The 22,739-nt window shown below is 72.3% G+C and carries 21 protein-coding genes; 10 read left to right on the top strand and 11 right to left on the bottom strand.

Translation table 11 applies throughout. From position 1 onward, the window contains the following. The first annotated feature begins 188 nt into the window (after positions 1-188). Complete coding sequence (locus ACW9J6_RS08825; RefSeq protein ID WP_457116087.1) at positions 189-464, top strand: hypothetical protein; 276 nt, start codon at positions 189-191, stop codon at positions 462-464. Between the two features lie 155 nt (positions 465-619). Here the strand turns inward: ACW9J6_RS08825 and ACW9J6_RS08830 are convergent, their stop codons facing one another. Continuing rightward, complete coding sequence (locus ACW9J6_RS08830; protein ID WP_457116088.1) at positions 620-2,911, bottom strand: NADP-dependent malic enzyme; 2,292 nt, start codon at positions 2,909-2,911, stop codon at positions 620-622. 234 nt (positions 2,912-3,145) lie between these two features. Here ACW9J6_RS08830 and ACW9J6_RS08835 point away from each other — a divergent pair, with 234 nt between their 5' ends. From ACW9J6_RS08835 to ACW9J6_RS08845, 3 genes are read left to right on the top strand one after another with little or no spacing between them, the layout of a single operon-like run. Further along, positions 3,146-3,640, top strand: a complete 495-nt coding sequence (locus ACW9J6_RS08835; protein ID WP_457116089.1) for a PRC-barrel domain-containing protein — start codon at positions 3,146-3,148, stop codon at positions 3,638-3,640. 60 nt (positions 3,641-3,700) lie between these two features. Then, positions 3,701-4,759 (top strand): DUF2332 domain-containing protein, encoded by a 1,059-nt coding sequence (locus ACW9J6_RS08840; RefSeq protein ID WP_457116090.1) that lies wholly within the window; start codon positions 3,701-3,703, stop codon positions 4,757-4,759. Beyond that, positions 4,759-5,379, top strand: a complete 621-nt coding sequence (locus ACW9J6_RS08845; RefSeq protein WP_457116091.1) for a LysE family translocator — start codon at positions 4,759-4,761, stop codon at positions 5,377-5,379. The genes ACW9J6_RS08840 and ACW9J6_RS08845 overlap by 1 nt, the downstream gene beginning before the upstream one ends. A 359-nt stretch (positions 5,380-5,738) precedes the next feature. On the opposite strand, the gene argE is transcribed toward ACW9J6_RS08845, so the two are convergent. Both argE and apaG read right to left on the bottom strand, forming a co-directional pair. Then, positions 5,739-6,923, bottom strand: a complete 1,185-nt coding sequence (gene argE, locus ACW9J6_RS08850; RefSeq protein WP_457116092.1) for an acetylornithine deacetylase — start codon at positions 6,921-6,923, stop codon at positions 5,739-5,741. 79 nt (positions 6,924-7,002) lie between these two features. Continuing rightward, positions 7,003-7,395 (bottom strand): Co2+/Mg2+ efflux protein ApaG, encoded by a 393-nt coding sequence (gene apaG, locus ACW9J6_RS08855; protein WP_457116093.1) that lies wholly within the window; start codon positions 7,393-7,395, stop codon positions 7,003-7,005. Positions 7,396-7,568: 173 nt separating this feature from the next. On the opposite strand from apaG, the gene ACW9J6_RS08860 reads away from it, so the two are divergent. Then, complete coding sequence (locus ACW9J6_RS08860; protein ID WP_457116094.1) at positions 7,569-8,654, top strand: 2'-deoxycytidine 5'-triphosphate deaminase; 1,086 nt, start codon at positions 7,569-7,571, stop codon at positions 8,652-8,654. 72 nt (positions 8,655-8,726) lie between these two features. Here ACW9J6_RS08860 and ACW9J6_RS08865 read toward each other — a convergent pair whose 3' ends face one another. The 6 genes from ACW9J6_RS08865 to ACW9J6_RS08890 form a co-directional block, all read right to left on the bottom strand. Beyond that, a complete protein-coding gene (locus tag ACW9J6_RS08865; RefSeq protein WP_457116095.1) occupies positions 8,727-9,020 on the bottom strand; it encodes a DUF2335 domain-containing protein in 294 nt (97 codons plus the stop codon). A 91-nt stretch (positions 9,021-9,111) separates the two neighbouring features. Beyond that, on the bottom strand, positions 9,112-9,351 hold the full coding sequence (locus ACW9J6_RS08870) for a hypothetical protein (RefSeq protein ID WP_457116096.1): 240 nt from the start codon (positions 9,349-9,351) through the stop codon (positions 9,112-9,114). 225 nt (positions 9,352-9,576) lie between these two features. Beyond that, positions 9,577-10,299 (bottom strand): 6-phosphogluconolactonase, encoded by a 723-nt coding sequence (pgl, locus tag ACW9J6_RS08875; protein ID WP_457116097.1) that lies wholly within the window; start codon positions 10,297-10,299, stop codon positions 9,577-9,579. Position 10,300: 1 nt separating this feature from the next. Continuing rightward, a complete protein-coding gene (gene zwf, locus ACW9J6_RS08880) occupies positions 10,301-11,824 on the bottom strand; it encodes a glucose-6-phosphate dehydrogenase (RefSeq protein WP_457116098.1) in 1,524 nt (507 codons plus the stop codon). Between the two features lie 15 nt (positions 11,825-11,839). Then, positions 11,840-12,814, bottom strand: a complete 975-nt coding sequence (gnd, locus tag ACW9J6_RS08885) for a phosphogluconate dehydrogenase (NAD(+)-dependent, decarboxylating) (RefSeq protein WP_457116099.1) — start codon at positions 12,812-12,814, stop codon at positions 11,840-11,842. Positions 12,815-12,884: 70 nt separating this feature from the next. Then, positions 12,885-15,704 carry a bifunctional transaldolase/phosoglucose isomerase gene (locus ACW9J6_RS08890; RefSeq protein ID WP_457116100.1) on the bottom strand — a complete coding sequence of 940 codons (2,820 nt, stop codon included), beginning with the start codon at positions 15,702-15,704 and terminating at the stop codon, positions 12,885-12,887. Positions 15,705-15,911: 207 nt separating this feature from the next. Here ACW9J6_RS08890 and ACW9J6_RS08895 point away from each other — a divergent pair, with 207 nt between their 5' ends. From ACW9J6_RS08895 to murC, 3 genes are all read left to right on the top strand, one after another. Beyond that, positions 15,912-17,051 carry an FtsW/RodA/SpoVE family cell cycle protein gene (locus ACW9J6_RS08895; protein WP_457116101.1) on the top strand — a complete coding sequence of 380 codons (1,140 nt, stop codon included), beginning with the start codon at positions 15,912-15,914 and terminating at the stop codon, positions 17,049-17,051. 106 nt (positions 17,052-17,157) lie between these two features. Next, entirely contained in the window at positions 17,158-18,303 is a 1,146-nt protein-coding gene (locus tag ACW9J6_RS08900) for a UDP-N-acetylglucosamine--N-acetylmuramyl-(pentapeptide) pyrophosphoryl-undecaprenol N-acetylglucosamine transferase (protein ID WP_457116102.1), read from the top strand. A 25-nt stretch (positions 18,304-18,328) separates the two neighbouring features. Continuing rightward, complete coding sequence (gene murC / locus ACW9J6_RS08905) at positions 18,329-19,744, top strand: UDP-N-acetylmuramate--L-alanine ligase (protein WP_457116103.1); 1,416 nt, start codon at positions 18,329-18,331, stop codon at positions 19,742-19,744. Positions 19,745-19,809: 65 nt separating this feature from the next. Here murC and ACW9J6_RS08910 read toward each other — a convergent pair whose 3' ends face one another. Both ACW9J6_RS08910 and ACW9J6_RS08915 read right to left on the bottom strand, forming a co-directional pair. Further along, a complete protein-coding gene (locus tag ACW9J6_RS08910) occupies positions 19,810-20,193 on the bottom strand; it encodes a helix-turn-helix transcriptional regulator (RefSeq protein ID WP_457116104.1) in 384 nt (127 codons plus the stop codon). A 10-nt stretch (positions 20,194-20,203) separates the two neighbouring features. Continuing rightward, positions 20,204-20,458: a type II toxin-antitoxin system RelE family toxin gene (locus ACW9J6_RS08915; RefSeq protein ID WP_457116105.1), complete on the bottom strand. Its 255-nt coding sequence runs from the start codon at positions 20,456-20,458 to the stop codon at positions 20,204-20,206. Positions 20,459-20,532: 74 nt separating this feature from the next. Here ACW9J6_RS08915 and murB point away from each other — a divergent pair, with 74 nt between their 5' ends. Further along, entirely contained in the window at positions 20,533-21,447 is a 915-nt protein-coding gene (gene murB, locus ACW9J6_RS08920; protein WP_457116106.1) for a UDP-N-acetylmuramate dehydrogenase, read from the top strand. Between the two features lie 300 nt (positions 21,448-21,747). Then, on the top strand, positions 21,748-22,728 hold the full coding sequence (locus ACW9J6_RS08925) for a cell division protein FtsQ/DivIB (protein ID WP_457116107.1): 981 nt from the start codon (positions 21,748-21,750) through the stop codon (positions 22,726-22,728). The last annotated feature ends 11 nt before the right edge of the window (positions 22,729-22,739 follow it).

Consider the following 22,739-nt stretch of genomic DNA (forward strand, 5'->3'; position numbering starts at 1 on the left):
CCGCGTTCCTGACCTTTCGTCATGCGGACGGGACACCCCGCGCGGGCAGGCAGGATCATCCGCCCATCCGCGCCGTCATGATGACGAACGGTTCCCGATGTGCTGACGGAACGGGATCGCGGGTCGCGACTCGTCGCCGTGACGGCGACGCAAGTCATCCGTGGCACCTGCCCAAGGAGATCCACCCGATGCGAATCCTGACCCTGTCCGTTGCGGCGGCGACGCTCGCGGGCTCCCTCGCCCTGTCCGCGGCGCCGGCCTCGGCGGCGGTCACCGGCCCGGTCGCCGTCGCGACGAACATCACCACGATCGCGCAGGCCCGCATGACCCAACGCGAGATGCGCCGGATGCAGGGCCGCGGCGTCAGCCGCCGGATGATGGAATCCGACCCGAACGCCCGCAACCCGTCGCGTCCCGGCTACCAGCAGCAGAAGGGCAACACCACCGGCGGGCCGGCCTACTGACCCGCCCCATCCTAGAGCAGACTCCGATCACGTTGCACTCGGATACTGCTCTAGGTCTTTGATCTTACGCATTTTCTGCGACGAACCGATATCGAGTTCGTCGGACAATGCTCTAGCGCGGATCCCGGTTCACCCGGGATCCGCCCCGGGCCGCGTCAGCCCCCGATGTTGAAGGCCGCCAGCGCCGCCATGTTGACGAGGTCGCTGTCGGTGGCGCCGAGCGAGACGATCTGCACCGGCTTGTCGAGGCCGACGATCAGCGGCCCGAGCACCTGCGCGCCGCCGAGTTCCTGCAGCATCTTCGTGGAGATCGAGGCCGAGTGGAAGGCCGGCATGACGAGTACGTTGGCCGGCTGCTTCAAGCGGCTGAAGGGGTATTGCGCCAGGATCTCCCGGTTGAGAGCCACGTCGGCCGACATCTCGCCGTCGTACTCGAAGTCGACCCGCATCCCGTCGAGGATCTTGACCGCCTCCTGCACCTTCTCGGCGCGCTCGGCCTTGGGATGGCCGAAGGTCGAGAATGAGAGGAGCGCCACCCGCGGGTCGTAGCCGAGGCGGCGCGCCACGCCCGCGGCCTCGATCGCGATGCCGGCGATCTCCTGGGCGGAGGGCATCTCGTGGATCGCCGTGTCGGCGACCAGCACGACCCGCCCGCGGGCGAGGCAGAGCGAGACGCCGATTACCCGGTGGCCGGGCTTGGGATCGATGACGTGGCGCACGTCGTCGAGGGCGACCGAGTAGTTGCGGGTCGCGCCCGTCACCATCGCGTCCGCGTCGCCGAGCGCCACCATCGAGGCCGCGAAGTGGTTGCGGTCCTGGTTGATCAGCCGCTGGCAGTCGCGGAACAGCAGGCCCTTGCGCTGCATCCGCGCGTAGAGGAACTGCGCATAGACCGCGTTGCGGTCCGACTTGGCGGCGTTGTGGATCTCGATGTTCTCGCGGCCGGCCAAGTCGATCCCGGCGGCTTCCGCGTTGGCGAGCACCCGGTCCTCGCGGCCGACCAGGATCGCGGTGCCGAGCCCCTGGTTGACGAAGGAGATGGCCGCCCGGATGACGACCTCCTCCTCGCCCTCCGCGAAGACGACGCGCTTGGGGAACTTGCGCACCCGCTCGAAGATGCGGTTGAGGGTGCCGGCGACGGGATCGCGCCGGGCCGAGAGCTGCGCCCGGTAGGCGTCCATCGAGGCGATCGGCTTGCGGGCAACGCCGGTGTCGATGGCGGCCTTGGCCACCGCGGGCGGGATCGTGTGGATCAGCCGCGGATCGAAGGGCACCGGGATGATGTAGTCGCGCCCGAAGCGCGGCCGCGTGCCCTGGTAGGCCGCCGCGACTTCGTCCGGCACGTCCTCGCGCGCCAGCGCTGCCAGCGCCTGCGCGGCCGCGATCTTCATCTCCATGTTGATCGTGGTCGCGCGCACGTCGAGGGCGCCCCGGAAGATGTAGGGAAAGCCCAGCACGTTGTTGACCTGGTTCGGGTAGTCCGAGCGGCCGGTCGCCACGATGGCGTCGTCGCGGACCTTCGCCACCTCCTCGACCGTGATCTCCGGGTCGGGATTGGCCATGGCGAAGATGATCGGCTGGGGCACCATCGAGGCGATCATCTCGGGCGTGAAGGCGCCCTTCACCGAGAGGCCGAACACGATGTCGGCGCCCTCGATCGCCTCCGCGAGGGTCCGCCGGCTGGTCTCGACCGCGTGGGCCGACTTCCACTGGTTCATGCCCTCGGTGCGGCCCGCATAGACCACGCCCTTGGTGTCGCAGAGGATGACGTTCTGGGGCCCGAAGCCCAACGCCTTGAGGAGCTCGATGCAGGCGATGCCGGCCGCGCCCGCGCCGTTGACCACGAGCTTCGCCGCGCCGATGTCGCGGCCCGTGAGGTGGAGCGCGTTGATCACGCCCGCCGCCGCAATGATCGCGGTGCCGTGCTGGTCGTCGTGGAAGACCGGAATGTCCATCAGTTCCCGCAGGCGCTCCTCGATGATGAAGCACTCGGGGGCCTTGATGTCCTCCAGGTTGATGCCGCCGAAGGTCGGGCCGAGATAGCGCACGCAGTTGATCACCGCGTCGGGATCCTCGGTGCCGACCTCGAGATCGAAGGCGTCGATGTCGGCGAAGCGCTTGAACAGCACCGCCTTGCCCTCCATCACCGGCTTCGAGGCGAGCGCGCCGCGGTTGCCGAGGCCGAGGATCGCGGTGCCGTTCGACACGACCGCCACGAGGTTGCCCTTGGCCGTGTAGTCGAAGGCGAGCGCCGGATCCTCCGCGATGGCGAGCACCGGCACGGCGACGCCGGGCGAGTAGGCGAGGGAGAGGTCGCGCTGCGTCGCCATCGGCTTCGTGGCGACCACCTCCAGCTTGCCGGGGCGGCCCTGGGCGTGGAACTGCAGGGCCTCCTGATCGGTGAAGGTCGGGCGCGCGCGGCGCGGGACGGGACGGGACTCGCTCATGCCGGGACCTTCTTCGCCTTTAGTCTGACAACCCGTGGTGGGAGTTGTCTGATAGGGCTCGCGCGGGCGCTACTCAAGGGCGGCCGATGGGGCGGCCGATGGGGTGGCCATCGGGCGGCATCGGCGGCTGCCGGATTCGGAAGCACCCCCGTCCTCCGACGGGAACTTTGCGGAAGCTCGACCGCTTCTCAGGCGTTTGCCGGTCCCCGACCGGTTTCCGCTCCCGGAGCCGACATGTCCCGTCACGTTCTCGCCGCCGCGCTCCTCCTCGCGGGCGCGGCCTCCGCCGCCGCCCAGCAGGACGCGACCCCGGCCGCAGCGCCGCCCGCATCGCCGCCGCCGCAGGCTCCCGCCGCGCAGCCGGCGGCGCCCGCCACCCTCGACAACAACCTGCGCCCGACCTTCGTGGCCCAGCAGCCGGACGAGATGGTCGCCTCGAAGCTCATCGGGCTGTCGATCAAGAACCGCGCCGACGAGACCATCGGCAGCGTCGCCGACCTCGTCCTGTCGCCGGACCTGTCGGTGAAGTCCTACGTGGTGGGCGTCGGTGGCTTCCTCGGCATCGGCACGAAGTACGTCTCGATCGCCCGCAGCGCCGTCCAGATCGACCGCACGGACGACAAGACCCTGAAGGCCGTGATCGACACCGACCGCGACCAACTCCGCGCCGCGCCCGAATACGTCTATCTCGGGCAGGAGCCCGACAAGAAGGCCGCGGCCAAGCCCTGACGCAGGCCCATCGCCTTTCGGCGGGACTCCGCTAGGGTGCGCCTGACGGAGGGTCAGCCCATGAAAGCGCGGAGCCCTGGGCCGGAGGAGCGGGTGCGCCGGGCCTTCGCCACCCAGGCGGGCCATTGCGCGCGGCTGGGATCGCCCTTCACGGCCTCGCTGTGCGGGCTCCTGGCCGAGCGGCTCAACGCGGAGACGCCGCTCGGCGGGCGCATCCTCGCCTGGCCGGGCGACCCGGAGACCGACGCCCTGGCGCTGCGGCTGTGCGGCGGCCTGCACGCGCTGGTCCGGGCGGGGCGGCTGCCCGACATCGCCCGGCGCTACCCGCCCGCACCCCTCGATCCCGAGGGGCTGTGGACCGCACTGTCCGCGGCGCTGGCGGAGGCAGGCGAGGCGCTCGACCCCTGGATCGACGGGCCGCCGCAGACGAACGAGGTGGCACGCTCCGGCGTCCTGATGCCCGGGCTGATGGCGGTGGCGGCCGCGACCGGCGGGAAGCCGATCGTACTTTGGGAGCTCGGCGCCAGCGCGGGCCTCAACCTCGTTCTCGACCGCTACGCCTACGACCTCGGCGGCGTGGCGGCGGGGGAGGCGGGCTCGGCCGTGCGCCTCGCCCCGGACTGGAGCGGGCCGCCGCCGCCCGCCGCCCGGGTCACGGTCGCGTCCCGGCGGGGCGTCGATCTCAACCCGCTCTCCCTGGGCGACCCGCGCGACCGCGAGCGGCTGATCGCCTATGTCTGGCCGGATCAGCGCGTGCGCCTCGCCCGGATGGAGGCGGCCGTCGCCCTCTCGGCCGCGGCCCCGCCGCCGCTCGACCGGGGCGACGCGGTGGCGTGGCTCGAAGCGCGGCTCGCCGCGCCGCCGGATCCCGGGTCGGTCCGGGTGGTGCAGCACTCGATCGCCCTCCAGTACTTCCCCGCGGAGGGGCGGGCCCGCGTCGCGGCGCTTCTCGCCGAAGCGGGGGCACGCGCGGGCGACGCCACCCCGCTCGCTTGGCTCGCCTACGAGTTCGACGGCAGCGGCTCGGCACTGACCCTCACCCTGTGGCCCGGGGGCGAGCGCCGCCGCCTCGCCACGGCCCACCCGCACGGGCAGTGGGTGCGCTGGGGGACGACGTGATGCGCGCGGACCTCTACCTCGCCTTCGTGGCGGCGAGCGCCGTGCTGGCGCTGATCCCCGGTCCCAACGTGGCGCTGATCGTGGCCAACAGCCTCGCGCACGGCGCGCGGGCCGGTCTCGCCACCGTCGCCGGGACGAGCGCCGCGATGGTGCCACAGCTCGCCGTGACGGTGCTCGGCGCCACGACGCTGCTGACGGCGCTGGCGGGATGGTTCGCCCTCGTGCGGTGGGCCGGCTTCGCCTACCTCGTCGTCCTCGGCCTGCGCGCCTGGTGGGCGCCGCCCGCCGACCTCGCCGGCGTGCGGCCGGAACCGCCAGGCCTGGGCGCGATGGCGCGGCGCGGCTTCCTGGTCTCGCTCAGCAATCCGAAGACCCTGCTGTTCTTCGGGGCCTTCCTGCCGCAATTCGTGGATCCCAGCGCCGATGCGGCGGGCCAGTTCGCCCTCCTGGCGGCCACCTTCCTCACCGTCGCGGCGACGATCGACAGCCTCTGGGCACTCCTCGCCGGGCGTCTGCACGGGATGCTGGCGCGCGGGGGACGCTGGCGGCAGCGGCTCACGGGAGGCTGCCTGATCGGGGCCGGCCTCGGCCTCGCGGCAGCGCGCCCGCCCGGCGGGTGACCAGCGGGTGCGCCCCGGTCGCGCATCCGGCCGTGCGGCGGTGTCGGGCCTGGGCCTGCCGCATCCGGCGGTGCCGGGCGGGTCGCGATACCATGATCGCGGGGGCGGTCGCGGCGCTCCAGCAAGGGAAGGCCCAGGGGCGGAACAGGGTCGTCGTCGTGCGGGAGGATGCGCCGGCCGCCTGAGCGCTCACACCACCGGTCATCCTTAATGACCGGTGGTTCCGTTCTCGAATGTCCGCCAAGCCCAGAACCCTGAACCTTGGGCTTGGTGTCGAACATTCGAGATGGTCAACGGCTGCGTCGATCTCGGGCCTGCCCGAGATCGGATCGATGCGTCAGCATCCTGGGCCGCTGGTATCAGTCGAGCGGGCCACCCGCCGCGCATTCGCGGGTCAGCCCGCGCAGGAAGGCCTCGCCCGCCTCGAAGGCCGCCACGGTGATGAACTCGTCGGGCTGATGGGCCTGGTCGATCGAGCCCGGCCCGCACACCACGGTGGGCAGGCCCGCCTGCTGGAAGCGACCGGCCTCGGTGGCGTAGGGCACCGAGACGGTGCGGTTGCGCCCCGCGAGCCGGAGCGCGAGGCGCTCGGCGGCCGAGCCCGGCTCCGGCCCCAGACCCGGCACGGCGGCGTCCTGGATCGTCTCGATCCGCCCGTAGGGTCCGAAGCGGTTGAGCCGCTCGCGCGTCACCGTCTCGACCGCGACGGCGAAGCGGCGCGGGATCTCGTCGAGGGCGAGGTCGGGCAGGCCGCGGAACTCCCACTCGAAGGAGCAGCGTCCCGGCAGGATGTTACGCACGGTGCCGCCCGCGATCACCCCGGCATGCACGGTCGTGTAGGGCGGGTCGAAGCGCCCGCTGGGGTCGCCCCGGGCGATCATCTCGTCGGCGATGCGGTTGAGGTCCGCCACCAGCTCCGCCGCCGCCATGATGGCGTTGGCGCCGAGCGCGGGCTTGGCCGAGTGGGCCTCGTGGCCGTGCACCGTCGTCAGGAAGGTGGCGACGCTCTTATGGGCGTCGGCCACTTCGAGCCCAGTCGGCTCGCCCACGATCACGGCGGCGGGCCGCGGCAGGTCGGCGCCGAGCCGCGCGATCGCGTCGACGACGCCGAGGCAGGTGGTCTCCTCGTCGTAGGAGAGGAGGAGGTGGATCGGCGTCCCGAGGCCCGCCGCCAGCATGTCCGGCACCAGGGCGAGGCAGAGCGCGCAGAACCCCTTCATATCGACGGCGCCGCGCCCGTAGATCCGCCCCTCCGCCACCCGCAGGCGGAAAGGGTCGCCGGTCCAGTCCTGCCCCGCCGGGGAGACCACGTCGGTATGGCCCGAGAGCAGCACGCCGCCGTCGCGCTCCGGACCGATCGTGGCGAAGAGCGCGGCCTTGTCGCCCGCCGCGTTCGGCAGCCGCACGGACGACACGCCCCAGCCCGAGAGGTAGTCCTCCACGAAGGCGATCAGGGGGAGGTTGGACTTGGCGCTCTCGGTGTCGAAGGCGACGAGCCGCTCGAGCATCGCGAGCGGCGTCAATCTCTGGCCGGTGGGAGTCATCGGGATCCGGGAGGGAAGGGGGCGGAACGCTCCGAGCCTACGCCCCTCCGGCGCCGGTTCCAACGCGCGCGCGATACCTTCAGTGCATGACCCGCCGGACGTGCGGCACGTCGAGGGAGAAGGCCGGGATGGCGGCCTCGAAGCTCTCGCCGTCGGCCGTCGCCATCGTGTAGGTGCCCTCCATGGTGCCGTTCGGCGTCGGCAGCGGGCAGCCGCTGGTGTAGCTGAAGGACTCGCCCGGCCCGAGCACCGGCTGCTTGCCGACCACGCCGGCGCCGCGCACCTCCTGCAGGGCCCCCCGACCGTCGACGATGCGCCAGTGCCGCGAGCGCAACTGCACCTTGTCGCGGCCGTTATTGGTGATCTCGACCGTGTAGGCGAAGAAGTAGCGGCTGTCGTCCGGCGAGGATTCCTCCTCCACGAACCGGGGCGTGACGATCACGCTGATGCCGCGGGTCTCTGCCTTGTACATCAGGGAGCCTCCGGGGTCGCGACCGCCCCGCCAACCGGAGCCGCCGCCCAGCCGGGCCGTGGTACGGTCCGCAACCACGCCCGTCAATCGGCCGGCGGGCGGCTGCGCAATCCTGCGGGAGGTTCACCCATCCGAAAGACGGATCGGGGACGATCGGGCAAGAGGACGGGTCCATGGTGGCGTTGCGCGACGGAATTCAGGCGGCGGAGAGCATCCTCGCCCTGCATGCGGCGGGGGTGATCCGCGCGGAGGCCCCCTTCGCGGACGATCAGGTCCAGCCCGCGAGCCTCGACCTGCGCCTCGGGCGGAAGGCCTACCGGGTCCGCGCGAGCTTCCTGCCGGGCCGCACCCGGGACGTGGCCGCCTGCCTCGCGAAGCTCAAGCTCCATGAGATCGATCTCAGCCAGGGCGCGGTGCTGGAGACGGGCTGCGTCTACATCGCCGAATTGCAGGAGGGGCTGGCCCTGCCGCCCGACCTCGCGGCGAGCGCCAACCCGAAGAGCTCGACCGGCCGCATCGACGTGTTCACGCGGGTGATCACCGACCACGCCCGCGAGTTCGACATGGTGGAGCCCGGCTACGCGGGCCCGCTCTTCGCCGAGATCTCACCCCGCACCTTTCCGGTCCTGGTGCGCACGGGGTCGCGCCTGTCGCAGATCCGGTTCCGCAAGGGGCAGGTGCGGCTCGACGACGAGGCGCTGGCGCGGCTCCACGCGGCGAGCCCCCTGGTGAGCGCGCAGGATCCCTCCTTTCAGGGCGGCGTGGCTGTCTCCGTGGACCTCGCGGGCTTCGACGGGCTGATCGGCTACCGCGGCAAGCGCCACACCGGCCTCGTCGACGTCGACCGGCCGCGGGCCTATCCGGTGCGGGAGTTCTGGGAGCCGCTCCACGCGGACGGCTCGGGCACGCTGATCCTGGATCCGGGCCAGTTCTACATCCTGGCCTCGAAGGAGAGCGTGCAGGTGCCGCCGGCCTTCGCCGCCGAGATGGTGCCGTTCGATCCCCTGGTGGGCGAGTTCCGGGTCCACTACGCGGGCTTCTTCGACCCGGGCTTCGGCCACGCCGAGGCGGGCGGATCGGGCGCGCGGGCGGTGCTGGAGGTGCGCTCCCGGGACGTGCCCTTCATGCTGGAGGACGGCCAGATCGTCGGGCGCCTCGTCTACGAGCGCATGGCCGCGCGGCCGGCGGCGCTCTATGGGGCGCAGGCCGGGTCGAACTACCAGGCGCAGGGATTGAAGCTGTCGAAGCACTTCGTGTGACGATTGACCGCTCACGAGGGACGCAAACCAGGATCCACCCCGGTCGGGCCGGCGCCGATGGAGCCGCTCGTCCTATTCCCGCTCGTCCTTGGCGTGCCGGTAGAGAAAGGCCCCGACGACGGACACGACCGTGGATCCGCCGACAACGCCCGCAACCCACGGCTGGTTGAGCAAGAGGGCGAGACACGTCACGCCCATCGACGCGAGGCCGAAGGCGATGGCTGCGGCCTGGCCGATCCGCGTCGTCGTGATCTGACCGTCCAGAGCCCGATTCTCCCACTCGCGCCGGTGGCGGCTCTCCGCTTCCCAGGCCGCAAAGATGCGCTCGGGAGCATCCGGAACGAGGTGGCGAAATTGCTCGAGCACCGCGGGTGGTGGGAGCGGGCCTTGCCAATACTAGTTTATTTCTGTGTGCGAAGACTCGTCCTGCTCCAAAGGATCTCGTGTCGTCGGAGCCTCACGCCTTGACGGAGGCTTCGACACGAGCGCCTTCCCGCGTAATGGCGCGACGCATATCGGCGCCGATCCGCAAGCCGTCACCGCGGAGCGCGTCCAGGTCCGGCCGGTGAGGATAACGCGGCGCGCGCTTGGCGCTCGGCCACGCCCGCACGAGCGCGCCGAGGGCGGCGACGAAGCTGCCGGGGCGTGACGTCCGCTCGGGTACGGGCAAGGTGTGACGGATCATGACGACAGACATGGAGGCTCGCACCTCCCAACGTCAATGGGGTTCGCTCAGATCTCGGTCCGAACTCCGCGCAGCGGCGGTGTGCTCACGACGAACGAGTGTGCCCGGCGGTCGTCGGGCGCCGGCACGCCGGCGGTCAGCCCGCCGATCCCCGAACCGGCCTCACCACTCCGGCTGCGCGAGCGGATGCCGCTCCGCGTTGGCCGACACCCTGACTTCGAACTCTCGGGCCGCCCCTCACCCCGCCGCCGCCTCATCGAGCAGCCAGACCAGGTCCCCGTCGGCCCGCACACGCCCGGCCGGCAGATCCTCTCCGGAGGCGAGCCGCGCCAGCGGCGCCCGCTTGCCCTCACCGGTGACCAGGAACAGCACCTCGCGGGCCGAGGCCAGCGCCGGCAGGGTCAGGCTCACCCGCGGGACGAAGGGCGCGAGCCCCGCCTCCGGCACGCCCACGACCCATCGGTCCGTCACACCGACCTCCGGCTTGCCCGGAAAGAGCGAGGCCGTGTGCCCGTCCTCGCCGAGCCCGAGCAGGACGAGGTCGAAGAGCGGCCGCGCCGGATCGAGCCGGTCGCTCCCGTGATGCGCCCTGAGCGTTGCCGCATAGGCGGCCGCCGCGGAATCCGGGTCCGGCCCGGTCGGCACCGGGTGGAGCTGGCCCGCCGGGACCGGGGAGGGCACCCCAAAGGCCGCTTCGACCATGCGCCGGTTGCTGCCGGCCTCCGGCGACGAACCGACCCGCTCGTCCCCGAAGAACCAGTGGATCCGCTCCCAGGGCAGCCGCGCCCGGAAATCCGGTCCGGCGAGCAGATCGTAGAGCCGCTTGGGGGTCGAGCCCCCCGAGAGCGCGACCGTGACCCGCTCCGCCGGGGCGGCCCGCGCGACCAGTCGCTCGGCCGCCGCGCGGGCGACCGCGTCGGCATCGCGGAGTACGACGGCGCCGGGGGGCAGCACGGCCATCTCAGCGCGTCCCGAGAGAGCGCCAGGAGCGCCCGTCGCGGGCGAGCAGCGCGTCCGCCTCTCCCGGGCCGGCGCTCCCGGCGGGGTAGGGCGCCGGGTCGCGGTCCGCCGCGTCCAGGATCGGCTGCACGATCCGCCAGCCCGCCTCGATCATGTCGGCGCGCTGGAACAGCGTCGAATCGCCGATCATCGCGTCGTAGATCAGCGTCTCGTAGCCGGTGCTCGCCTCGGTCTGGAAGTAGTCCTTGTAGCAGAACCGCATCTGCACGGTGTCGAGCGCGACCTTCGGGCCCGGCACCTTGGCGCCGAACTGCAGGGAGATGCCCTCGTCGGGCTGGAGCTGCAGCACCAGCCAGTTCTCGACCGCTTCGTCCACGCCCGTGCCGCGAAACAGCGACAGCGGCGCCGGCTTGAAGCGGATCGCGATCTCGGTGTCGCGCCGCGTCATCGCCTTGCCGGTGCGCAGGTAGAAGGGCACGCCCGCCCAGCGCCAATTGTCGATGCCGAGCCTCAGGGCCACGAAGGTCTCGGTGCGGCTGTCCGCGGCGACGTCCGGCTCGCGCCGGTAGTCGGTGACGTCCCTGTCCTGCACCCGGCCCGCCCGGTACTGGCCGCGCACTGCCGCATCGGCGCTCGCCGGGGGCGTGGCGAGCAGCACCTCCTCCTTCTTGTCGCGCACCGCCTCGGGCGCGAAGGAGATCGGCGGCTCCATGGCGACCAGCGTGTAGAGCTGGAACAGGTGGTTGGGCACCATGTCCCGGAGCGCGCCCGTCGCCTCGTAGAAGCGCCCGCGCCCTTCGACGCCCACCGTCTCCGCGACGGTGATCTGCACGTGGTCGATGTGGTCCCGGTTCCAGAGCGGCTCGAACATCCCGTTCCCGAACCGGAAAGCCATGATGTTCTGGACCGTCTCCTTGCCGAGGAAGTGGTCGATGCGGAAGATCTGGTCCTCCGAGAGAACCTCCAGGATCTCGCGGTTGAGGGCCTGCGCCGAGGCCAGGTCGTGCCCGAAGGGCTTCTCGATGATCACCCGCCGCCACGCGCCCTCGGGCGCCGCGGTGAGCCCCGCCGCGCCGAGCTGCTTCACCGTCGGGCCGAACAGGTTTGCCGCGACGGCGAGGTAGAACAGGACGCTGCCCCCGTCCTCCCGGCCCGATACCTCCGCGACGTGGCGCTTGATCCGCGCGAAGTCCTCGGCCTGCGAGAGGTCGCCCGCCAGGTAGGTGACCCGGCCGGCGAGGCCGGACCAGACCTCCTCGTCGAAGCGGCCGCCGCCCGCCTCGCCGCCCTTGGCGGTGACGAAGCCCCGCACCGTCTCGGTCAGGTCCCGCCGGTAATCCTCGGAGGACATCTCGCTGCGGCTCACCCCCACCACCGCGAAGCGCTCAGGGAGGAGCTTCCAGCGGGCGAGGTTGTAGAGGGCCGGCATCAGCAGCCGATGGGTCAGGTCCCCGGTCGCCCCGAAGATCACCAGGGTGCAGTCCGGGGCGGGCGGCGCGTCGGTGCGGCCTGTCCGTTCGGTCATGGGGAGGAGTCCCGCCTATTTGGGTTCCTGGTGGCCGCCGAAGCCCTTGCGCATCGCCGAGAGCATCTTGTCGGCGAAGGAGGTGGTCTCCCGGGAGCGGAAGCGGGCATAGAGGGCGGCGGCCAGCACGTTGGCGGGCACCGCCTCCTCAATGGCGGCGTTGAGCGTCCAGCGGCCCTCGCCGGAATCGGCGACGTGGCCCGAGAAGGCGTCGAGGTGCTCGTCGCTCGCCAGCGCCGCTGCCGTGAGGTCGAGGAGCCAGGACGACACCACGCTGCCGCGCCGCCACACCTCCGCGATGTCGCCGAGGTCGAGGTCGAGACGCTGCGCCTCCGGCAGTTCCTCGGAATTGGCGTGGCGCAGGATGTCGAAACCCTCGGCATAGGCCTGCATCAGGCCGTACTCGATGCCGTTGTGGATCATCTTGACGAAATGGCCGGCGCCGCTCGGGCCGGCATGGATGTAGCCGTGCTCGGCGCGCGGGTCGCGGCCCTCGCGGCCCGGCGTCCGCGGGACGTCGCCGAGGCCGGGCGCCAGCGTGGCGAAGATCGGGTCGAGCCGGTCGACGGCCGGCTTGTCGCCGCCGATCATCATGCAGTAGCCGCGGTCGAGACCCCAGACGCCGCCCGAGGTGCCGACATCGACGTAGTGCAGGCCCTTCTCGCGCAGGGTCGCGGCCCGCCGGATGTCGTCCTTGTAGAAGGAATTGCCGCCGTCGATGATGGTGTCGTCCGGCTGCATCAGGCCCGCGAGGCGGGTCACCGACTCCTCGGTCGGCGCGCCGGCGGGCAGCATCACCCAGGCGGCGCGGGGCGCGTCGAGCTTGGCGACGAGATCCTCCAGGCTGGTCGCGGCCACGGCCCCGTCCTTCGCCAGCGCCGCCACCGCCTCGGGGGAGCGATCGTACACCACCGCGGTGTGGCCGGCCCGGAGGAGCCGCCGCACGATGTTGCCGCCCATCCGACCCAGACCCACCATCCCAAGTTGCATCGCGCGTCTCCTTCGCGGGGCGCTGCCCCGCACGCCGGCAGGGCCGAGGCGGCCCTGCACCCGCCTAGAGTTAGGTCAGCGCGGCGCGCAGGCGATCGAGCCCGGAGGACAGATCACCCTTGATGTGGACGCGCAGCGCCCGCCGTCCGCGCTCGGACAGGACGCCGAAATCGCCCCGCGCCTGCGCGGCGATCACCGTCGCGAAGCCGATCGTCCGGCCCGGGATCGGCAGGTCCGGCCCCTCCGCGGTGATCTGCAGGAAGACGCCGCTGTCCGGCCCGCCCTTGTAGGCCTGGCCCGTGGAGTGGAGGAAGCGCGGCCCGAACTCGACGCAGGTCGCCACGCGCTTCCCGTCCCGCAGAGCCACCCGCGCGGCCTGGAGCGGGGCGAGATGCGCCGCGTTGCGGGCGATGTAGGCGAGCAGCGCCACGTAGTCGCCCGGCCCCGCCCGGCCGATCAGCGCCCGGATCAGGCTCTCGGGATCGCTCCCGGATGCGCGCAGGGCCGCGGCGTTCACAGCGTCCGTGTAGAGGGCGAGGCCCGCATCCTCGGCGATCGGCGTCTCGGCCGGCAGCGCCCCGTCCCGCTCGGCCGCGCTCGTCAAGTCCCGCGTCTTGACCTTGCTCGCCTCGACGTCGGGCTGGTCGAACGGGTTGATGCCGAGCACCGCCCCCGCCACCGCGGTGGCGATCTCGAACCGGAAGAACTCCTGCGGCAGCCCCTCGCGGCCCGCGAGCCCGATCCGCGCCACCGGGTGCCCCGCCGCCTCCAGAGCCGCCACGGCCGCGTCCTGGGATGGATCCGCCCCTTCGTCGAGGCGCAGATGCACGAAGAAGCGGTCGCTCCCGTAGACCTCCGGCGCGCCCAGGGGCTCGTTGTCGATCGGGATCAGGCCCTTGCCCTCCTTGCCGGTCGATTCGGCGATGAGCTGCTCGGCCCAGGCGCCGAAACCCGCGATCCCCGGCGAGGCGACGAGCGTGACCTTGTCGCGGCCGGCCTCCCGCGCCGCCACCCCGAGGGCGAGGCCGAGCTGCACGCCCGGATTGACTGCGGGGGGCACGTCCGCCCCGCAGGACCGCACCATCCGCCGCGCGCTCTCCAGGAAGGCCGCCACGTCGATGCCGCTCGCCGCCGCCGGCACCAGCCCGAAGGCCGAGAGCACCGAGTAGCGCCCGCCGATCTCCGGCACGCCGTGGAAGATCCGCCGGAAGCCGTCGGCGGTGGCGGCCTTCTCCATGGCCGAGCCCGGATCGGTCACCGCCACGAAGTGGCGGCCGGCCCTCTCGCCCACCGTCTCGCGCATCCGGGCGAGGAAGTAGTCGCGGAAGACGTTCGGTTCGAGCGTCGAGCCCGACTTCGACGCCACGATGAACAGCGTGCGGGAGAGGTCCACCGCCGCCTCCACCGCCTTCACCTCCGCCGGGTCGGTGGAATCGAGGATGCGCAGGCGCGGGAAGCCGGGCCGCTCCCCGTAGGTCTGCGCCAGCACCTCCGGCCCGAGACTGGAGCCGCCCATGCCGAGGACCACCGCGTCGGTGAAGCCCTCGCGGCGCACCTCCTCGGCGAAGGCCGCGTAGTCCTCGACCTTGCCGAGCTGGTCCTCGACGATCTCCAGCCAGCCGAGCCAGCGGCCCTCGTCGGAGCCGGTCCACACCGAGGCGTCGCGCTGCCAGAGCCGGCGCACCAGCCCCTCCGCGCGCCAGCGTTCCACCTCCTTGTCGACCGCCGCCTTGAGGCCGCCGAGCGACAGCGCCTGCCGGTCGAGGCGGTCGCCCAGCATCTGCGCCCGCTTGCCCGCCACCGCGCCCAGCAGCTTGTCGGCGGCGTCGACGAAGAGCCCCACGCCCTCGCGCACGAGGTCCCGGGCCACCGCGTCGAGGTCGATGCCGGTGCGCGCGAGCTGCGCCAGCACCCGCTCGGCCCCGCCGACATCCTCCTCCAGGCTCGCCCGCACGCGCCCGTGGTCGCGGAACGCGTCCATGGTGGCGGGCGGGATCGTGTTGACCGTGTCCGGGCCGATCAGTTCCTCGACGTAGAGGACGTCCGAATAGGCCTTGTTCTTGGTGCCGGTGGAGGCCCAGAGCAGGCGCTGGGGATGCGCGCCCTTGGCGGCGAGCGCCTCCCAGCGCTGCCCTGAGAACAGCCGCTTGTAGCGCTGATAGGCGAGCTTGGCGTTGGCGATCGCCACCTTGCCCTTGAGCCCTTCGAGCGCCGCCCTCTCGTCCCCGGACGCCTTGGCGATCAGGCCGTCGAGCTGCGCGTCGACATTGGCATCGATGCGGCTCACGAAGAAGCTCGCGACGCTCGCCACCCTGGCGACCGGGCCGCCCTTCGCGGCAAGCGCCTCCAGGCCCGCGATGTAGGCCTTCGCCACCGCCTCGTAGACGTCCTGCGCGAACAGTAGGGTGATGTTGACGTTGATGCCCTCGCCGATCAGCGCCTCGATCGCCGGCAGCCCCTCGGGCGTCGCAGGCACCTTGATCATCAGGTTGTCGCGCCCGACCGCCGCCCAGAGCCGGCGGGCCTCGGCCAGCGTCTCCTGCGTGTTCATCGCGAGGTAAGGCGAGACCTCCAGGCTCACGAAGCCGTCCTGCCCGCCGCTCTCGTCGTAGACCGGGCGCAGCACGTCGGCGGCGGCTTGAATGTCCGCGATGGCCAGACCCTCGTAGAGGTCGATCACCCGCGCATCGCCGGCCTCGCGCAGAGCCTCGTCGTACTCGTCCGAGTGGCCGATCGCCTTCTCGAAGATGGCCGGGTTCGAGGTCACGCCGCGCAGCCCGTCCTCGCGGACCAGCCGGGCGAGGTCGCCCTTCGCGACGAAGCCGCGCGCCACGAAGTCGAGCCACACCGCCTGACCCTGTTCCGCGTGCAGCGCCTTGAGCGGGTTCATGCCGGCCTCCTTGATCTGCCCGCCGGAATGTGGCGATCGGCGGGCCTCTGTCCAGGGGAGAGGCGGCGGAGCGCGGTGGATCGCGCGTCTGGCGGCGCGCCGAAACCCCCGGTTTACCATTCGGTCGGATGCTCCGCGGGGTCCGGGTGCCGCGGCCCGTGCCCGTTTCGGGCCTGAGGCCGCCCCCAGCGAGGAATCCCCCGACCCATGATGTCCCGCGCGGAACGCTCGCATCTCGGCGACTGGTGGTGGACCGTCGACCGGGGTCTCCTCGCCGGCCTCGGCGTGCTGATGACGGTCGGCCTCGTCTTCCTGATGGCGGGCGGCCCGCCGGTGGCCGAGCGGCTGGGGCTCTCGACCTTCTACTTCCTCAATCGGCAGGTGATGTACCTTGCCCCGGGCATCGGGCTGATCGTAGCGGTGTCGTTCCTGTCGCTCCGGCACGTGCGGCGGCTCGCCCTCGTCACCTACGGGACCGGGATCGTGCTCTGCGTGCTCGCCACCAAGTACGGCCCGGAGATCAAGGGCGCGCATCGCTGGATCCAGTACGGCTCGATCGGCGTGCAGCCCTCCGAATTCGTGAAGCCGGCCTTCGTGATCCTGGCGGCCTGGGCCTTCGCCGAGGGCGCCCGGCGCCGGGACATGCCGGGCGGGCTCCTCGCGCTCCTGCTCCTGCCGATGACCATCGTGCCGCTGATCGCCCAGCCGGATTTCGGCCAGACCATGCTGCTCACCATGGTGTGGTGCTGCATGGTGTTCGTGGCCGGCCTGCACTGGATCTGGGTGGCGGGCCTCGGCGGGGCGGGGTTGCTCGGCGTGGTGGCGGCCTACGAGTTCCTGCCGCACGTCCGCGACCGCATCAACCGCTTCCTCGACAAGGACCCGAGCGAAAACTTCCAGGGCTTCTGGTCCAAGGAATCCTTCCTGACCGGCGGCTGGTTCGGCACCGGGCCCGGGGAGGGCGTCGCCAAGCGCCACCTGCCGGACGCGCACACCGACTTCATCTTCTCGGTGGCGGGCGAGGAGTTCGGCACGCTCGCCTGCATCGGCCTCGTCCTGCTCTTCGCCTTCATCGTGATGCGCGGCCTGATGCTGGCGCGCCGCAGCGAGGACATCTTCTGCCGGCTCGCCATCACGGGCCTGACCGCCCTGTTCGGCCTCCAGGCCTGCATCAACATGCTGGTGAACGTGCGCCTGATGCCGGCCAAGGGCATGACGCTGCCCTTCGTCTCCTACGGCGGCTCGTCGATGATCTCGCTCGCCCTCGGAATGGGCTTCCTGGTGGCGCTGACCCGCCGCCGCCCGCGCACCGCGCTCCTCAACCGCGACGAGGGGATGGCGCGGTAGGTCGCGGGTCGGAGAGGCGGCGGGGCGGCCCGCCGCGCGGCCGGGGGGTGATCTTGCGGCCGAACCTGCCTAAACAGCGGCCGGCATCGGAGATCAAAGGCCCGCCATGACGGTCGCCCAACCCCTCGTCCTCCTGGCCGCCGGCGGCACCGGGGGGCACCTCTTCCCGGCCGAGGCGCTGGCCCTCGCCCTGCGCGAGCGCGGCATCCGGGTCGCCCTCGCCACCGACAGCCGCGTCGAGACCCTGTCGGGCGGGTTTCCGGCCTCCGAGATCGTCCGCATCCCCTCGGCGACGCCCTCCGGGCGCTCGCCGCTGGCCCGCGGGGCGGCCTTCCTGACCCTCGGCCGCGGCTTCGCCGCCGCGGTCGGAGCGGTGCGGCGCCTCAACCCGGCGGTGGTGGTGGGGTTCGGCGGCTACCCGACCGTGCCGCCGCTGCTCGCCGCCCAGATGCTCAAGGTGCCGACGCTGCTCCACGAGCAGAACGCCGTGATGGGGCGCGCCAACGGCTTCCTCGCCCGCGGCGCGAGCGTGATCGCCACCGGCTTCGCGACCGTGCGCGGCGTGCCCGAGGCGGCCCGGGCGCGGCGCGTCCATACCGGCAACCCGGTGCGCCCCGCGGTGCTGGCGGCGGCGGGCACGCCCTATCCGGCCCTGTCGGCGGAGGGTCCGCTCCACCTCCTCGCGTTCGGCGGCAGCCAGGGCGCGCGCGTGATGACCGAGGTGGTACCCGAGGCGGTGGCGCGCCTCCCGGTATCCCTGCGCGCCCGGCTCCACGTGGTCCAGCAGGCGCGGGCGGAGGACCTCGCCCGGGCCGACGCGACCTATGGCGGGGCCGGGCTCGCCTCGGTCACCGTCGCGCCCTTCTTCAAGGACCTGCCGGCCCGCATGGCGCAGGCCCACCTCGTGGTGGCGCGCGCGGGCGCCTCGACGGTGGCGGAACTGGCGGTGATCGGCCGTCCGGCGATCCTGGTGCCGCTGCCCGGTTCCCTCGACCAGGACCAGGCAGCCAACGCCGCCGTGCTGGGCGAGGCCGGCGCCGCCTTTCCCAGACCACAAACCGACTTCACTCCTGAGCGGCTCGCGGCCGATCTCGAGGGCCTGTTCGGCGCGCCGGAGCGGCTCGCCGCGGCGGCCTCCGCCGCCAAGGCCGCCGGGATCCCGGACGCCGCCGAGCGCCTCGCCGCCCTGGTGGTCGAGACCGCGATCGCGGCCTCGACCCGCGAGACCGCCATCGCGGCCTCGACCCGCTGACACACGACGCAAGGACCGCCGACCCATGAAGCTGCCGAACAAGCTCGGACCCATCCACTTCATCGGCATCGGCGGCATCGGCATGTCCGGCATCGCCGAGGTGATGCACAACCTCGGCTACACTGTTCAGGGCTCGGACGCGGCCGACAATTACAACGTGAAGCGGCTCGCCGAGAAGGGGATCCGCACCTTCGTCGGGCACCGGGCCGAGAACCTCGCCGAGGCCGAGCTGGTGGTGGTCTCGACGGCGATCCGGCGCGACAACCCGGAACTCGCCATGGCCCGGGAGCGCCGGCTGCCGGTGGTGCGCCGGGCCGAGATGCTGGCCGAGCTGATGCGCTTCAAGTCCTGCGTGGCGGTGGCGGGCACCCACGGCAAGACCACCACGACCTCGCTCGTCGCCACGCTCCTGGACGCGGGCGGGCTCGACCCGACCGTGATCAACGGCGGCATCATCAACGCCTACGGCACCAACGCCCGGATGGGCGAGGGCGACTGGATGGTGGTGGAGGCCGACGAGTCCGACGGCACCTTCCTCAAGCTGCCGGCCGATATCGCCATCGTGACCAACATCGACCCGGAGCACCTCGACCATTTCGGCTCCTTCGACGCGATCAAGGACGCGTTCCGGGCCTTCATCGACAACATCCCGTTCTACGGCTTCGCGGTGATGTGCATCGACCACCCGACCGTACAGGATCTCGTCGGGCGCATCGAGGACCGCCGCATCATCACCTACGGGGAGAACCCGCAGGCCGACGTGCGCCTGATCGACGTGGACCTCAAGGGCGGCCAGAGCCGCTTCCGGGTGATGATCCGCGACCGCCGCCCGGGCTTCCGGATGGAGATGGAGGATCTGGTCCTGCCGATGCCGGGCAAGCACAACGCGCTCAACGCCACTGCGGCGCTCGCCGTGGCGCACGAGCTCGGCGTGTCGTCCGAGGCGATCCGCAAGGCACTCTCCGGCTTCGGCGGCGTGAAGCGGCGCTTCACCAAGACCGGCGAGTGGAACGGCGCCCAGATCTTCGACGATTACGGGCACCACCCGGTGGAGATCAAGGCGGTGCTCAAGGCCGCCCGCGCCTCGACCGAAGGGAACGTGGTGGCGGTGGTGCAGCCGCACCGCTACACGCGCCTCGCCTCGCTGTTCGACGATTTCTGCACCTGCTTCAACGACGCCGATACGGTGATCGTGGCGCCGGTCTACGCGGCCGGCGAGGCGCCGATCGAGGGCTTCGACCGCGACACCCTGGTGGCGGGCCTGAAGTCCCGCGGCCACCGCAACGCGGTGGCGCTGGAGCGCAGCGAGGATCTCGCCGGGATGGTCCGCGGGCTCGTGGGAGAGGGCGACTACGTCGTCTGCCTGGGCGCCGGCAACATCACCCAATGGGCCTACGCGCTGCCGGGCGAACTGGCGGCGCTGGGCGAGAAGGCGGCGTAAGGGGCGGCGGCCGGGGGCGGGCGCGTGCTCCCGGTCATCGGCACCGCGTCCGGTGCCGCAGGTGCTCACGGGCGCGGCGGTGCGAGGTCCTCGATGTCGATCCCCAGTTCCCGCGCCAGTTTCGCAGAGAGGTGGATGTCGGCCGTGTCCTCGCCCCGCTCGATGGTCTGCAACCGCTCGGCGGAAACGCCGACGGCCTCCGAAAGGGCAGCGAGGGCGATGCCGCGCCGCGCGCGCCAGAAGGCGAGGGCGCTCGGCGCGGTCCGCAGGGCGTCGAGGTCGGCCCCGGTCAGGAGTTCGTCCTCCCCCGAATCGAGCCGCGCCTGCGAGGCCGCGACGATCCGGCCGTCCTCCGCCTCCTCGGCCAGGACCCGCAGCCGCTCGAACTCGGCCTCCGGCAGGATCACGATCGGCTCCCCGGCCGGCGTCTTGGTACGGACGATGGTCATGCGCCGCATCCTACTCGTAGACCGAGCCGCGGGGCCCGACCGCGTGGACAATGATCCGCTCGGCGTCCTGCGTGAAGAGGATCCGCCACGATCCGACGCGCAGGCGGTAGCCGGGGCGCCCCCTCAGCGCCGCGACGTTGTTGGCAAGCGCGTTGGGATCGGCCGCCAGGAGGGCGAGCTTCTCCCGGATCAGCGCCTCGACATTGGCCGGCAGGCGATGCAGGTCCCGGGCGGCCGCGCGCGTGAAGGCGACGATCCTGCTCAAGCCAACCCCGATCTGACGCTGCGTCAGAACACGCTACGATCCCTCGACACGCTCTGTCGAGCGCGGACGGAACGATGACCTCGAACGACATCCTCACCCTCCTCGCCCCCGCCGCCCTGCGCGGCCGTCTGCTCGCCGATCACCCGCTCGCCGACCTCACCTGGTTCCGTGTCGGCGGCCCCGCGCAGGTGCTGTTCACGCCCGCCGACGAGGAGGATCTCGCGGCGGCCCTGCGGGCGCTGCCGCCGGAGGTCCCCGTCACGGTGATCGGGCTCGGCTCGAACCTGATCGTGCGCGACGGCGGCGTGCCGGGCCTCGTCGTCCGCCTCGGGGGCCGGGCCTTCGGGAGCATCGCGGTGGAGGGCACGGTGATCCGGGCCGGCACCGCGGTCCCGGACATGAAGCTCGCCCGGGAGGCCGCCGAGGCCGGGCTCGACGGAATGGCCTTCTACCGCGGCATCCCGGGCTCCGTCGGCGGGGCGCTGCGCATGAACGCGGGCGCCCATGGCGGCGAGACCACCGACGTGCTGGTCGAGGCCCGCGGCGTGACGCGCTCGGGGGAGGTCCGCACCTTCTCCCACGCCGCGATGGGCTTCTCCTACCGGCATTCCGAGGCGCCGGCCGACGTGATCTTCACGCAGGCCACGTTCCGCGGCCGGCCCGGCGACAGGGCCGCGATCCTGGCCGAGATGGAGCGGGTCACCGCCGCCCGGGAGGCCGCGCAGCCGATCCGCGAACGCACCGGGGGATCGACCTTCAAGAATCCGCCGGGCGGCAAGGCTTGGCAGCTCATCGACGCGGCGGGCTGTCGCGGCCTGCGCCGGGGCGGGGCACAGGTCTCGGAGATGCACTGCAACTTCTTAATCAATGCGGGGGGCGCCACCGCGGCCGAGATCGAGGGCCTGGGCGAGGAGGTCCGGGCGCGGGTGCGGGCGCAGTCCGGCGTGGAATTGCAGTGGGAGATCAAGCGGATCGGTCTGCCGGCCTGAGCCCCCGGCGGGCCGCCGCGCGGCGGTGTGGCGCCCCGGCGACGGGGCCTCCGGCCCGGGGACCGGGGCCCCGCTGCCGGCGAAATTAAACCGAAAATTTACCAGCGGGTTCGACAGTCGGCGTTAACGGCGCATCAAGCACTCGGCGGCCGACGCGACCGGTCCGACCCCTGCCTCTCGTGATCCATCGGGCGACGCGCCCGGGACCGACGGGGTCGGAGGCCGGGTCCGTGGCGACCGGGTGCCTGCCGCGCCGGATCATGACGCCCGTGCCGGGTCCAGTTTCGGTGAAGTCGCCCCATGGATGGTGGAGGACGCTACCCTGAGCCGCCGCTCGCCGCCGGTCTGCCCGGCGGTGCGGCCGGCAGCGCGCCCGTCGCGCCGCCTCCGGCGGCCGGATGGGGGCTGCCCGGGGGCCTGACGCGCGCGCTGCCCCGGTTCCTGCGGCCCCGCCGCGGATCGGTGGCGATCCCGATCGAGCAGCGCATGCCGCCGCTCCTCGGAACGAGCCTGCTGTTCGGGTTCTTCGGCCTCGTCGCCGCCGCGGGCTTCGTCGCGAGCGGCGCCTACAAGGAGATGGTGGCGCGCTCCGGCACGCCCCTCGACATCGTGGCCCGCGGGTCCGGGTTCGGTCTCGACAAGGTGACGATCGCCGGGCTCGTGCAGCTGCAGCCCGCCGAGATCCTGCGCGCCGCCGGCATCGACCGGCGCAACGCGCTGCCGTTCCTCAACGTGGTCGCGGTCCGCGACCGCCTGGCCGAGGTGCCGCTGATCGGCTCGGTCTCGGTGCGCAAGATCTACCCGCACGAACTCCTCGTGACCCTCGCCGAGCGCGAGCCCTCCGCCCTGTGGCAGCGCAACGGCGAGATCACGGTGATCTCCGCGGACGGGACCGTGATCGACCGCATGCGCGACGGCCGCTTCGCGGCGCTGCCGCTCGTGGTCGGCGACGAGGCCAACCTGCGCACGCGGGAATATCTCGACCTCCTCGACGCCGCGGGACCGCTCAAGGAGCGCATCCGCGCCGGGACCCTCGTGTCGGGGCGGCGCTGGACGCTCAAGCTCGACGGCGTCGACATCCGCCTGCCCGAGAGCGGCGCCCGGGACGCGATGGCCCGCCTCGTGAAGCTCGAAACCGCCTCGCGCCTCCTGGAGAAGGACATCATCGCGGTGGACCTGCGCATGCCCGACCGCGTCGTGGTCCGCCTGACCGAGGAGAGCGGCGGCGCCTGGCGCGCGGCGCACACGAAGAAGCCCAAGGGCAAGGGGACCGACATATGAGGTCCGCCCCC

The organism is Methylobacterium sp. JK268, from assembly GCF_054052225.1.